10 protein-coding genes and 2 pseudogenes are annotated in these 12,465 nt (G+C 75.2%); 8 read left to right on the forward strand and 4 right to left on the reverse strand.

What is annotated here, in order from left to right; translation table 11 throughout:
• Window positions 1–9: 9 nt before the first annotated feature.
• Window positions 10–705 carry a ribosome hibernation-promoting factor, HPF/YfiA family gene (gene hpf, locus OO48_RS24735; RefSeq protein ID WP_033219971.1) on the reverse strand — a complete coding sequence of 232 codons (696 nt, stop codon included), beginning with the start codon at window positions 703–705 and terminating at the stop codon, window positions 10–12.
• Window positions 706–1,072: 367 nt separating this feature from the next.
• Here hpf and OO48_RS24740 point away from each other — a divergent pair, with 367 nt between their 5' ends.
• Window positions 1,073–1,864 (forward strand): ComF family protein, encoded by a 792-nt coding sequence (locus tag OO48_RS24740; protein WP_051732694.1) that lies wholly within the window; start codon window positions 1,073–1,075, stop codon window positions 1,862–1,864.
• Here the strand turns inward: OO48_RS24740 and OO48_RS24745 are convergent.
• Genes OO48_RS24745 through mtrA form a run of 3 tightly spaced genes read right to left on the reverse strand, consistent with a single transcriptional unit; the run spans window position 1,848 to window position 6,464 of the window.
• A complete protein-coding gene (locus OO48_RS24745; RefSeq protein ID WP_033219972.1) occupies window positions 1,848–3,707 on the reverse strand; it encodes an LpqB family beta-propeller domain-containing protein in 1,860 nt (619 codons plus the stop codon). The two genes, OO48_RS24740 and OO48_RS24745, sit on opposite strands and share 17 nt — an antisense overlap.
• Window positions 3,682–5,784 carry an MtrAB system histidine kinase MtrB gene (mtrB, locus tag OO48_RS24750; protein WP_033219973.1) on the reverse strand — a complete coding sequence of 701 codons (2,103 nt, stop codon included), beginning with the start codon at window positions 5,782–5,784 and terminating at the stop codon, window positions 3,682–3,684. Before mtrB ends, OO48_RS24745 begins: the two co-directional genes overlap by 26 nt.
• Window positions 5,785–5,786: 2 nt before the next feature.
• Window positions 5,787–6,464 (reverse strand): MtrAB system response regulator MtrA, encoded by a 678-nt coding sequence (mtrA, locus tag OO48_RS24755; protein WP_030459579.1) that lies wholly within the window; start codon window positions 6,462–6,464, stop codon window positions 5,787–5,789.
• 227 nt (window positions 6,465–6,691) lie between these two features.
• Between mtrA and OO48_RS24760 the strand changes: the two genes are divergently transcribed.
• The 7 genes and pseudogenes from OO48_RS24760 to OO48_RS36630 all read left to right on the forward strand — a co-directional run bounded on the left by OO48_RS24760 (window position 6,692) and on the right by OO48_RS36630 (window position 12,337).
• Window positions 6,692–7,723, forward strand: coding sequence for a DUF7847 domain-containing protein (locus tag OO48_RS24760; RefSeq protein ID WP_051732696.1), 1,032 nt, complete (start codon window positions 6,692–6,694; stop codon window positions 7,721–7,723).
• A gap of 5 nt (window positions 7,724–7,728) precedes the next feature.
• Window positions 7,729–8,406, forward strand: coding sequence for a DUF4129 domain-containing protein (locus OO48_RS24765; RefSeq protein WP_033219975.1), 678 nt, complete (start codon window positions 7,729–7,731; stop codon window positions 8,404–8,406).
• Window positions 8,403–9,647: a DUF4350 domain-containing protein gene (locus OO48_RS40800; protein ID WP_051732698.1), complete on the forward strand. Its 1,245-nt coding sequence runs from the start codon at window positions 8,403–8,405 to the stop codon at window positions 9,645–9,647. Before OO48_RS24765 ends, OO48_RS40800 begins: the two co-directional genes overlap by 4 nt.
• Window positions 9,626–10,630: an AAA family ATPase gene (locus OO48_RS24775; RefSeq protein ID WP_051732699.1), complete on the forward strand. Its 1,005-nt coding sequence runs from the start codon at window positions 9,626–9,628 to the stop codon at window positions 10,628–10,630. Before OO48_RS40800 ends, OO48_RS24775 begins: the two co-directional genes overlap by 22 nt.
• A gap of 71 nt (window positions 10,631–10,701) precedes the next feature.
• Window positions 10,702–12,015 carry a DUF58 domain-containing protein gene (locus OO48_RS24780; RefSeq protein WP_033219977.1) on the forward strand — a complete coding sequence of 438 codons (1,314 nt, stop codon included), beginning with the start codon at window positions 10,702–10,704 and terminating at the stop codon, window positions 12,013–12,015.
• A gap of 3 nt (window positions 12,016–12,018) precedes the next feature.
• Window positions 12,019–12,153, forward strand: a pseudogene (locus OO48_RS40135) (DUF2975 domain-containing protein); the annotation flags it as partial.
• Window positions 12,142–12,337 (forward strand): annotated as a pseudogene (locus OO48_RS36630) (helix-turn-helix domain-containing protein). The pseudogenes OO48_RS40135 and OO48_RS36630, both read left to right, overlap by 12 nt.
• Window positions 12,338–12,465 lie beyond the last annotated feature (128 nt).

Raw genomic sequence — 12,465 nt, forward strand, 5'->3', positions numbered from 1 at the left:
GTTCCTCCGTCAGTCCTCGTCGTCCGGCCCGTTGATCGCGCCGCCCGCGCCCGCGGCGTCCACCGCGGCGGTCGGGTCCTCCTTGAGGTGGATCACGCCGTAGTGGTAGCCGTGCCGGCGGTAGACCACGCTCGGCAGCCCGCTGTCCTTCTCCTGGAACAGGTAGAAGTCGTGACCCACCAGCTCCATCGCGTACAGCGCCTGGTCCAGCGACATCGGCGCCGCGGCGTGGGTCTTCTCGCGGACCACCAGCGGCCCGTCGCCCTCCACCTCCAGGTTGCCCGCGACGGTCTTGCGGGCCGTGCCGCCGGCGCTCGGGGCGGCCTGGGCGTCCGGCAGGGCGGCCAGCGCGGCGGTGGCCTCGGCGACGCTGACCGGCGTGCGCCCGTTGGTGCCGCCCTTGTGCACCCGGCGGCGGTCGGCGGACTTGCGCAGCTGCGCCTCCAGCTTCGCGGAGGCCAGGTCCAGCGCCGCCCACGGGTCGCTGGCGGACGCCTCGGCCCGGATCACCGGACCACGGCTGCGGAGGGTGATCTCCACCCGGTCCGCGCGGTCGGCCTGGCGCGGGTTGGGCTCCTTGGACACCTCGACATCCAGGCTGATCGCCTTGGTGTCGAACTTCTGGACCTTCTCCAGCTTCTCGGCCACGTGCTCGCGGAACCTCTTGGGCACCTCGGTCTTGCGGCCCTTGACGACGATGTCCACGCAGAACTCCGATCCCTCGTGCTGACCGGCCCGGAGTGCGTCCCGAACCGGCGTGAGACCCAGCCGGACCAGTCGGCCACCGCCCCGCCCCGGACACCGCCCGGGGAACCGGCGAGGACCACCGGCCCTTACCTCACTTCCTCCCCACCAGGAGAATTCGAAACCCCTGGAAACCTCATGCAACACCTGACTCGGGAATCTCGCCTCCCCAGTCGAACGAACGTACCGGCGTGCGCTCGGCGGCCCGGCTGTTCCCCCCTGTCTACCCACCTACGGGTGAAAGAACTGCGAACGGCTGGACAACACGCCCGGTACCGCCCACCGTATGGCTGATGTCGCCGCCCGGCGAGCGTTCCGGAGGGGTTCCGTGACGAGCCGCAGCACCGCCCACCTGCCCGGATCCGGCCCCGCCCCGATCCTCGCCGCCCTGCTCGAACTGCTGCTCCCCGCCCGCTGCGCCGGCTGCGGAAGCGGCTTCTCCGGCCTCTGCCCGCCCTGCCGCGCGCTGCTCGACGGCGCCGCCGCCGGCCCGGCCGGGCCGCACCGCCCGCCGCCCGGCCTGCCGCCGGTGCACGCCGCCGCCCCCTACGCCGGTCCGGTCCGCCAACTGCTGCTCGCCCACAAGGAGCGCGGCGCGCTCCGGCTGGCCACCCCGCTGGGCGGCGCGCTGGCCGCCGCCGTGCGCTCCGCCACCGGCGCGGGCGCCGCCCCGCTGCTGCTGGTGCCGGTGCCCTCGGCGCGCGCCGCCACCCGGGCCCGCGGCCACGACCCGACGCTGCGGCTGGCCCGGGCCGCCGCCCGCGAACTGCGCCGCGGCGGCGTGGCCACCCTGGTGGCGCCGGTGCTGCGGCACAGCCGCCCGGTCGCCGACCAGGCGGGCCTGGGCGCCGCCGAGCGGCGCCGCAACCTGGACGGCGCGCTGGCCGTGGCGCCCCGGCTGGCGACCCGGCTGGCCGGGCACCGGCTGGTGCTGGTGGACGACCTGGTGACCACCGGGGCGAGCCTGGCCGAGGCGGCCCGGGCGCTGCGCGCGGCGGGCTGCCCGCCACGGGCGGCGGCCACCGTCGCGGCCACCGCCCGGCGCGGCGCGGGGGCCGGTCGGCGCGGCGCGGCGGCGGGGGAGACGGCCGGGGAGGCCGGGCTCAGCCCGGGTAGATGAACGCCTTGGTCTCGGACTTGCCGGGCACCTCGTACCACTGGTTGTCCTTGAGCCGGTACAGGCCGGAGTCCGAGGAGGTGAGCACGGCGGGGTTGGACGGGTTGGTCGGGTCCGCCGACAGCCTGGCCTCGGTCGCGGACAGCGCCTTCATCGTCCCGCCGCCCTGCAGCGGGTAGTCGGTGGCCTGCGAGCCGTCGGTGCCCAGGAAGTACAGCTGCTGCAGCCGGTCGGTCTCCTTGCCGAGCACCACCAGCTGGTCGGCGTCGCCCCAGGCGACGGCGGCGACCTCGGTCAGCTGGGGCACGCTGTCGTTCAGCCCGGTGATCCGCGCCGTCGGGTTCTTCGCGGTGCCGCCGTGCCGGACCAGGCCGAGCGCCAGCTTGGTGGGGCCGCCGGCCCGGCTGAGCAGCAGGGCGATCCGGGTGCCGTCGGAGGAGATCCGCAGCGACTGCACGGCCCGTCCGTCCAGGCCCTCGACCTCGACCTCGACCGGGACGTCGACGCCGTCGCGCACCATCAGCACCCGGGGCGCGGCCGGGTCCCGGTCGACCAGCCACAGGTTCCGCCGGCCGTCCCAGCTGGGCGAGGCCAGGCCCTTGTCGGCCGACGGGGCGTGGCTGCGCACGATCGGCTCGCCGTACTTGCCGCCGTCGGCGAGTTCGGCCTCGACCAGGCTCTGGCCGTCGGCCCCGATCACGGCGGCGACGTCGGTGTCCCGGCGGACCGCGACGGTGCCGGGGTGGAACTGTCCGGCCTGCGGCACCTGGCCGAGCACCCCGGGGACGGGGACGGGGTCCGAGCCCTCCTGGTAGAAGCGGGTGAGCCGGCCGTCCGCGAGCTGGATGAACGCCTGCACGCCGTTCTCGGCGCCGGCCAGCACGCCGGGGGCGACCAGCGCGGCCTCGGTGCTGCTGAGCGAGCAGCCGCCGCCGGCCGTCGACAGGTCGAGCCGGTCCAGCTTGCTCTGCTGGTCGGCCAGGGTCTGGAAGAGCTGCTGGGCCATCTGCTTGCAGGCGGCCGGGTCGCCGCCCTCCAGCTTGACGGTGGCCACCCGGTTGTCGCCGATGACGGCGCTCTCCACCCGGACGCCGTCCAGCTTGGAGGCGACCACCGGGCCGAGCCAGCGGGAGGGTCCGTCGGCGGCGGCCTGGGCGGCCTCGGTCAGCGGGTCTATGCGGCGGCGCAGGTAGATCGGGTCGGGCACCAGCACCTGGGCGTTCTGGGTGCGGGCGGCGGAGGGGTCGTTCGCCGCGAAGAAGTACCGGTGGACCGGCTTGTAGGTGTTCTTGAAGTTGGTCTGGTCGACGATCAGGCCGTTCGGCAGGTCGCTGATCCGCCACTCGCCCTTGTCGGGGCCGTCCGACTCCTTCACGAAGGTGAAGGTCTCGCTGTAGGTCTCGGCGGTGTGGACCTTGTAGGTGTGCTGCTCGTCCAGCGCGGCGACCTGCTTGCCCTCGACGGTCAGCTGGACGGCGGTGTCGTCGTCGGCGGGGGCGGAGCCCTTCGGGGTCGGGGCGCCCTCCAGCACCACCACGCCCGCGTCGGGCTTCCAGCTCCCGGCCGCGGCGGCGGTCAGGTACTGCTTGGCGGTGTCGTAGTTGGCCTGGTCGGCGTTGGAGGAGTCCAGGAAGCCGGCCAGCAGGTCCTTGGGGGTCTCGCCCTTGTGCGGGGCGACCGGGTAGACGTGCACCTGGAGGCCGTCGGCGGCGTTCTGCGAGACCTCCAGGCGCTGCGGGGCGCCGCCGGAGGGCATCGCGACGCAGCCGGTGGCGGCGGTGGCCAGCAGGACCGCCCAACCCGCTGCGAGGACCCGCCGGTCAGCCGTCCTGTCGGTCCTGTCCACCGGCGGTCCCCTCCTGGTCGGTGTCGGCGCCGTCCGGTTCGGGCGGGGCCGGCTGGGTCGGGCGGCCGCGGTCGACGACGACCTGCGCGCCGGTGGCACCGTAACCCGTGACGTCCGAGGGGTCGGAGACCGGGGCGGCGGCGGGCCGGCCCAGGCCGGGGCCGATGCTGAGCACGCCGCCGAGGCCGGAGCCGAAGGCGTGCCGGTCGGTGTCCGGGGTCTCCGGGACGGACGTGGACTCGGCGCCGGGCAGCGCGCCCGCGCCGCGCGCGGTGCGGCGGTAGGGGGCGCCGGCCGAGGACATGCCGCGGTTGTAGCGGGAGTCCTCCGGCTCCAGCCGGAACGGGGCCCGGGAGATCTCGCCGCCGCGGGTGCGCGGCAGGGTCAGCCGGAAGTGCGAGCCGCCGCCGGGCTCGCCCCAGGCCTGCAGCCAGCCGCCGTGCAGGTGGGCGTCCTCGACCGCGATGGACAGGCCCAGGCCGGTGCCGCCGGTGGTCCGCACCCGGGACGGGTCGGCCCGCCAGAAGCGGTGGAACACCCGGGAGGCCTCGCCCGGCTTGAGGCCGATGCCGTAGTCGCGCACGCCGACGGCGACCGCGCCCTCGGCCGAGCCGAGCCGGATCACCACGTCCCGGCCCTCGCCGTGCTCCAGCGCGTTGACCACCAGGTTGCGCAGGATCCGTTCGATCCGGCGGCCGTCGACCTCGGCCAGCACCGGGTTCTCGGCGCCGCGGATCAGCACCGCGCTGCCCTTGGCCCGGGCCAGCGGGTCGGCGGCCTCCACCACCCGGGTCACGATGTCGCGCAGGTCGACCGGCTCGGCGTCCAGGATCGCCGCGCCCGCGTCGAACCGGCTGATCTCCAGCAGGTCGGCGAGCAGCGACTCGAAGCGGTCCAGCTGGTCCTGGAGCAGTTCGGCGGAGCGGGCCGCCATCGGGTCCAGGTCCTCGCGGCTGTCGTAGATCAGGTCGGCGGCCATCCGGACGGTGGTCAGCGGGGTGCGCAGCTCGTGCGAGACGTCCGAGACGAAGCGGCGCTGCACCCGGGAGAGCTCCTCCAGCTTGCGGATCTGCGCCTGCAGGCCGTTGGCCATCCGGTTGAACGACTCGCCGAGGCGGGCGATGTCGTCGGTGCCGGTGACCTTCATCCGCTCGTCGAAGTGCCCGGCGGCGAGCCGCTCGGAGATCCCGGCGGCCATCCGCACCGGCGTGACGACCTGGCGGACCACCACCCAGGCGATGCAGCCGAGCAGGATCACCAGGAACAGCCCGGCGGTGGCCAGGGTGCCGATCACCAGGTTGAGGGTGGAGGTCTCCTGGTAGAAGGAGAACACGTAGTACAGCTGGTACGGGTGGCCGTCCGGGCCGGTGAACTGCTTGCCGATCGCCAGGCCCTTGTCGTCGCCGGGCGGGGTCTGGCTGTTCGGGGCGCGGTTCAGCTTGACCGGCTGCTCCTGCGGGTTGGACGGGTCGGCGGCGACCTTGGCGCGCAGCTCGCGGGTGATCGAGTCGGGCAGGATCGAACCGGAGTAGCGGGCGCCGCGCAGGCCGGCGCTGGAGGCGCTGACCTCCTGGTCGCCGGGGGCGAGCGCGATCACCGAGTAGACGCCGGAACCGCCGGAGGCCAGGTCGGAGACCTGCTTGGTCAGCCAGGCGTTGATCTGGTCGCGGGTCGGGTCGGCGGTCGGGCCGGCCTTGGCCTGCAGGTTGATCGCCTCGTTGATCTTGTCCTGCTCGATCTGGAAGCCGCCCAGGGCCTGCCCGTGCGCGGACTTCTGCTTGGCCTCCAGCAGGCCGGTGCGCACCTGGGCGACCACCACGACGCCGAGCACCAGCACCACCACGAAGGACAGCAGCAGGGTCATCGCGACCACCCGCAGCTGGATCGAGCGGCGGTACAGCGCCAGCACCCGGCCCACCGGGTGCCGGAACGGGCGGACCAGCGGCGCGAGCAGCACCGACCACCACCGGCGCCGACGCGGCCTGCCGGTGGTGGAACTCAGCACGTCCCCGCGCACAGCGTGCTCCCCGCCGGCGACGTCGTCCGACGGGGAGCGGTCAGCCCTGGTGTCGCTCATCCTCAGCTGGGCCCGGCCTTGTACCCGACACCGCGCACGGTGACGACGATCTCCGGACGCTCCGGGTCCTTCTCGATCTTGGAGCGCAGGCGCTGCACGTGCACGTTGACCAGGCGGGTGTCGGCGGCGTGCCGGTAGCCCCAGACCTGCTCCAGCAGCACCTCGCGGGTGAACACCTGCCAGGGCTTGCGGGCCAGCGCGACCAGCAGGTCGAACTCCAGCGGGGTCAGCGGGATGCCGCGCCCCTCGCGCTTGACCGAGTGCCCGGCGACGTCGATCACCAGGTCTCCGATGGTCAGCTGCTCCGGCGTCGGCTCCTCGGCCCGGCGCAGCCGGGCGCGCACCCGGGCGACCAGTTCCTTGGGCTTGAACGGCTTGGTCACGTAGTCGTCCGCGCCCGACTCCAGGCCGACCACGATGTCGACCGTGTCGGTCTTCGCGGTCAGCATGACGATCGGGATGCCCGACTCGGCCCGGATCTGCCGGCACACGTCGATGCCGTCCCGTCCGGGCAGCATCAGGTCGAGCAGTACGAGGTCCGGCTTGGTCTCCCGGAAGGCGGCCAGCGCCTTGTCCCCGTCAGCGACGAAAAACGGCTCAAAACCTTCACCACGCAACACGATGCCGAGCATCTCGGCCAGTGCGGTGTCGTCATCGACGACGAGGACACGTCCCTTCATGTCTCCATCTTCTCATCACCCGAATGTGACCCGCGCCGCACGGCCGTGCCGCCCCGCGCTCCCGGCCGTCCGCCAGGGCAGTCATACCACCGCGGGGGTCGTGGCCCGGGGCCCTTGTCCGGACCGTTGTGGATCAGCAACGGGATACCCCTGGGGTACGCGTGCGCACCATGGCACGATAAGCACCCCGAAGCACCCGAGCCCGGGTGCCCCGACGAGGAGCGTCGATGACCGAGACCCCGGGTTGGACCTCACCCGGTTCTCCCGAACCGCCGTCCGGCCCCACCGGAACCGGCCATCCGGCTCCCGCGGCACCCGCCGCCACCGCCACGCTCCCGCCCCCCGCCCCGGCCGGCCCCGGCACCGCCCTGATCCCGCTGCGCCCGCTCGGCTTCGGCGAACTGATGGACGGCGCCTTCGCCCTGGTCCGGCGCAACTGGCGGGCCGCGTTCGGGCTCAGCCTGGCCTTCGGCGCGGTCCTGCAGCTCCTGCAGTCCGGCATCGACTGGTGGATCCACACCGGCGGCGACGGGATCGAACCCGGCTACCTGTGGCCGCTGACCCTCCTGTTCGACGTGCTCTCCTCCGGCCTGCTCGCCGCCGTGGTCGCCAACGGGCTGCTCGGCCGCGACACCACGCTCGCGGACGCCTGGGCCCAGGCCCGGCCCCGGCTCGGCCGGCTGCTCCTGCTGGGCCTGCTGCTGGCCGGCATCGGCGTCGGCGCGCTCGCCCTCGCGACCGTCCCGCTGTTCCTGCTGTCCGGCGCCACCGGCCAGCCCGCGCTGCTCGCCCTGCTGCTGCTCACCCTGCCGCCGGTGGTCTGGCTGTCGATCCGGCTGACCCTCGCGGCGCCCGCCCTGGTGCTGGAGAAGCAGCCCGTCCTCGGCGCGGTCAAGCGCTCCTGGCGGCTGGCCGGCGGCTCCTGGTGGCGGATCTTCGGCCTGCTGCTGCTGTTCCGGATCTGCCTGGTCCTGGTCGGCACCGTGCTGTCCGGCCCCGGCGAGATCCTCAACGCGATCCTCTCCGGAGATCCCGGCACCCTTCCCGAGGGCGACGGGACGGCCGCGATCAGCATCGCCGTCATGGGCATCTGCGGCGTCATCGCCCACACCGTCACCATCCCGCTCAGCGGCGTCCTGACCACCCTGATCTACACCGACCAGCGGATCCGCCGCGAGGCGCTCGACCTGGAACTCGCCCGCGCCGCCGGGCTGCCCGGCTACGACCGGCCCGCCCCGACCAGCCCGCCGGGGGCCTGACCGCCATGGGGACCCGGGGGGAAGGGGCACTGCTCGCGGACGGTGCCCCCGTCGGCATACCGCGCGACGCGGCCCGCGAGGCCGCGCGCGAGGAACTCCGCAAGGCCGTCTACCACCAGCACGAACCCGGGCTGGTGCAGCGCTGCTACGACTGGATCAGGGAGCAGTTCGGCAAGGCCCTGGGCGGCATCGCCGAACCGCTCGGCGGCGGCGGGAACGCCGCGCTCGCCGTCGTACTGGTCGTCCTCCTCGTCCTGGGCCTCGTCGCCTGGCGCCGCTACGGCGCGCCCCGCCGCGCCGCCCGCGCCGACGCCGCGCTGTTCGGCTCCGCCCAGGGCCCCCGCAGCGCCGCCGCGCACCGGGCCGACGCCGCCGCGCACGCCGCCCGCGGCGCCTGGGAGGACGCCGTCCGCGAACAGATGCGCGCCCTGGTCCGCGGCCTGGAGGAACGCACCGTGCTCTCCCCCCGCCCCGGCCGCACCGCCGACGAGGCCGCCGCCGAGGCCGGCCGCGCCCTGCCCGGCCAGGCCCGCGAACTCGCCTCCGCGGCACGGCTGTTCGACGACGTCGTGTTCGGCGAGCGGCCCGCCGACGAACGCGCCTACCGGCTGCTCGCCGACCTCGACCTGGCCCTCGGCCGCACCCGCCCCCAGCCCGTCCCGGCCGGCGGAGGAACCGCATGACCGCCACCGCCCCGCCGCCCGCCACCGCCGGGCCCGCCGAAGCCGCCCCCGCCACCACGTCCGCCCCCGCTCCCGCCGCGCCCGGCCGGGGCCCGCTCGCCCTGTGGCGGCGCTCCCGCTGGTGGCTGCTGAGCGTCCTGGTCCTGCTGCTGGTCGGCGGCCTGATCGCCGGCATCCCCGGCAACTCCGCCTACTACCCGCTCGACCCCCGGTCCGGCGACCCGCGCGGCACCCGCGCCGCCGACCAGCTGCTGCGGCAGCACGGCCTCTCCTCCCGCACCGCCTCCGGCACCGACGAGCTCGCCGCCGCCCTGCGCGCCGACGACACCACCGTCGTCCTCACCTACCCCGACGAACTCGCCTACCGGCACCTCGCCGAGCTCTCCGCGCTCCCCCGCGGCGAACGCACCCGGCTCGTCCTGATCGCCCCCGAACAGCCCCTGCTGAACGCCTTCGCCCCCGGCGTCACCGCCTCCAGCTACCCCACCGGCAGCTTCGCCGCGCTCCCCGCCGACTGCGACCTGCCCGAGGCCGTCAACGCCGGAGCCGCCACCCTCGGCGGCCCGAGCTACGAGGGCCGCCCCGGCGACACCGCCTGCTACCCCGTCGGCGGCCGCCACACCCTGCTCAGCCGCACCCGCGGCGACCAGCAGGTCGTCGTCCTCGGCAACGGCGACGCGCTCACCAACCAGGCCCTCCGCGAGGAGGGCAACTCCGCCCTCGCCCTCGGCCTGCTCGGCGCCCACCCGCACCTGGTCTGGCAGACCCTCGACCACGCCGGCCGCACCGGCACCGACGAATCGCCCCAGGAACTCGGCGACTACGTCCCCGACGGCTGGTACTGGGGCGCCCTGCAACTGGCCGTCGCCGGCCTGCTCGCCGCCGCCTGGCGGGCCCGCCGCCTCGGACCGGTGCTCACCGAACGGCTGCCCGCCGTGGTCCGCGCCTCCGAGACCACCGAGGGCCGCGCCCGGCTCTACCGCCGCGCCAACGCCCGCGGCCACGCCGCCGAGACGCTGCGCCGCGCCGCCCGCCGCCGCACCGCGGCCGCCCTCGGCCTCCCGCACACCACCGGGGACCCGGACCCGGCCGCCCTCACCGAGGCCGCCGCCGCCCGGCTCGGACGCCCCGCCGCCGACCTCCAGCACCTGCTGTACGGCCCGGCACCCGCCGACGACGCCGCACTGCTGCGGCTCGCCAACGACCTCGACGACATGGAATGGCAGGTACGACAGCCGTGACCGACCAGCTGCTCAAGACCGTCCCGGCCCAGTCCGGCGACGCCCGCGCCGCCCTCACCGGCCTGCGCGAGGAGATCGCCAAGGCCGTGGTCGGCCAGGACGCCGCCGTCACCGGCATCGTCGTGGCCCTGCTCTGCGGCGGCCACGTCCTGCTGGAGGGCGTCCCCGGCGTCGCCAAGACGCTCCTGGTGCGCACCCTGGCCACCGCCCTCGACGTGGGGACCAAGCGCATCCAGTTCACCCCCGACCTGATGCCCGGCGACGTCACCGGCTCCCTGGTCTACGACACCCGCACCGCCGAGTTCTCCTTCCAGCCCGGCCCGGTCTTCACCAACCTGCTGCTCGCCGACGAGATCAACCGCACCCCGCCCAAGACCCAGGCCTCCCTGCTGGAGGCCATGGAGGAGCGCCAGGTCACGGTCGACGGCGAACCCCGCAAGCTCCCCGAGCCGTTCCTGGTCGCCGCCACCCAGAACCCGGTCGAGTACGAGGGCACCTACCCGCTGCCCGAGGCCCAGCTCGACCGCTTCCTGCTCAAGCTGATCCTCCCGCTGCCGACCCGCGACCAGGAGTTCCAGGTCCTGTCCCGGCACGCGAACGGCTTCGACCCGCGCGACCTCGCCTCGGCCGGCGTCCGCCCCGTGGCCAACGCCGCGCACCTGGCCGCCGCCCGCGCCCAGATCGCCAGGCTGACCGTCTCCCCCGAGATCCTCGCCTACATCGTCGACCTGGTCCGGGCCACCCGGCAGTCGCCCTCGCTCTCCATGGGCGTCTCCCCGCGCGGCGCCACCGCCCTGCTCAACACCTCCCGGGCCTGGGCCTGGCTGGCCGGCCGCGACTACGTCACCCCCGACGACGTCAAGGCGCTCGCCCTGCCGACCCTACGCCACCGCGTCCAGTTGCGCGCCGAGGCCGAGATGGAGGGCACCACCGCCGACAGCGTCATCCAGGCCGTCCTCGCCCAGACGCCCGCCCCCCGCTAGCCCCGCGGGCCGGGGGCCCGCCCCCGGCCCGGCCCCGCGTCCACCGCCCCCAGAAAGCGAGCCAGCACCCCATGGCCCTGACCGGCCGAACGGCCCTCATCGCCGCCCTCGGCGCCCTCCTGGTGGGGCTGGTCCTGCCCTCCTGGACGGGCATCGGCGCGGTCGTGCTGCCCCTGCTCGCCGCCGTCGCCGTCGACCTGCTGCTCGCCGCCCCCGTCCGCCGCCTGGGCCTGGAGCGCTCCGGCGGACCGACCGTCCGCCTCGGCGAGGCCACCACCGTCGACCTGCTCGTCAGCAACCCCTCCGGCCGCCCGCTGCGCGCCCGGATCCGCGACGCCTGGTACCCCTCCGCCTGGGCCCCCGGCACCGCGTCCACCGCCTCCCGGCACACCGTCACCGTCCCCGCCGGCGAGCGCCGCCGCCTCACCACCCCGCTCGCCCCCACCCGGCGCGGCGACCACCACGCCGGCAAGGTCACCGTCCGCTCCCTCGGTCCGCTCGGCCTGGCCGGCCGCCAGGCCAACCTCGTCGCCCCCTGGCGGATCCGCGCCCTGCCCCCCTTCACCAGCCGCAAGCACCTCCCCTCCCGCCTCGCCCGCCTGCGCGAACTCGACGGCCGCACCTCCGTCCTGACCCGCGGCCAGGGCACCGAGTTCGACTCCCTGCGCGAGTACCTCCCCGGCGACGACGTCCGCTCCATCGACTGGCGCGCCAGCGCCCGCCGCAGCACCGTCGCCGTCCGCACCTGGCGCCCCGAACGCGACCGGCACGTCCTGATCGTCCTCGACACCGGCCGCACCTCCGCCGGCCGCGTCGGCGACGCCCCCCGCCTGGACGCCGCCCTGGACGCCGCGCTGCTGCTCACCGCGCTCGCCACCAAGGCCGGCGACCGGGTCGACCTGCTCGCCCACGACCGCCACCGCCGCGCCGGCGTCGCCGGACGCTCCCCCTCCGAGGTGCTCCCCGCCTTCACCGATGCGATGGCCCTGCTCGAACCCGCCCTGATCGAGACCGACCTGCGCGCCCTCACCTCCACCGCCCTGCGGATGGCCCCGCACCGCTCCCTGATCGTCCTGCTCACCGGCCTCGACCCGCACCAGATCCAGGAACACCTGCTCCCGCAGGTCCCGCTCCTCACCAAGCGCCACGAGGTCGTCCTCGCCTCCGTCTCCGACCCGCGCCTGGACGAACTCGTCCGCGCCCCCCGCACCACCGTCGAGGACGTCTACGGCGCCGCCGCGGCCGAACAGACCCGCGCCGACCGCCGCCGCACCGCCGACCTCCTCACCCGCCGCGGCATCACCGTCCTGGACGCCCCGCCGGAGTCCATCGCCCCCGCCCTCTCCGACACCTACCTCGCCCTCAAGGCGGCCGGCCGGCTCTGATCCGACCCCGGCGTCGCCCTCATCGTGGGAGGGACCGGCGTGGCTGTCCTGGGCGTCACCCTCATCGTGCTCGTGCTGCGGATGCTGCCCGCCCAGGCCCTCGCCCTCAGCATCGAAACGGACCGGATGCGGGCCGAGCGGAAGATGTCCGCAGGCGACCTCGCGGACCGGGGCGGGCGTCACCCCCGCAACCTGGCGGTGCTCAAGAACGGCCACGCCGAGGCTGGTCCGCTTCTCGACGCTCGCCGCCCTCTGCGAGGTACCGGAGTGCCAGCCGGGCGACCTGCCGCGCTGGGAAGCCGAGACCACCGCGGACGAATGAACCCGCCCGCCGACCCGGGTTCTCCTGAACCGGCCCGGAAATGCAGAAAGGGCCCCAGCCTGACGGCTGGGGCCCTTTCTCTGAAAGATTGTTCGGCGGCGTCCTACTCTCCCACAGGGTCCCCCCTG

This window comes from Kitasatospora phosalacinea, from assembly GCF_000716545.1.
In the GTDB taxonomy this organism is placed as follows: Bacteria; Actinomycetota; Actinomycetes; order Streptomycetales; family Streptomycetaceae; genus Kitasatospora; species Kitasatospora phosalacinea.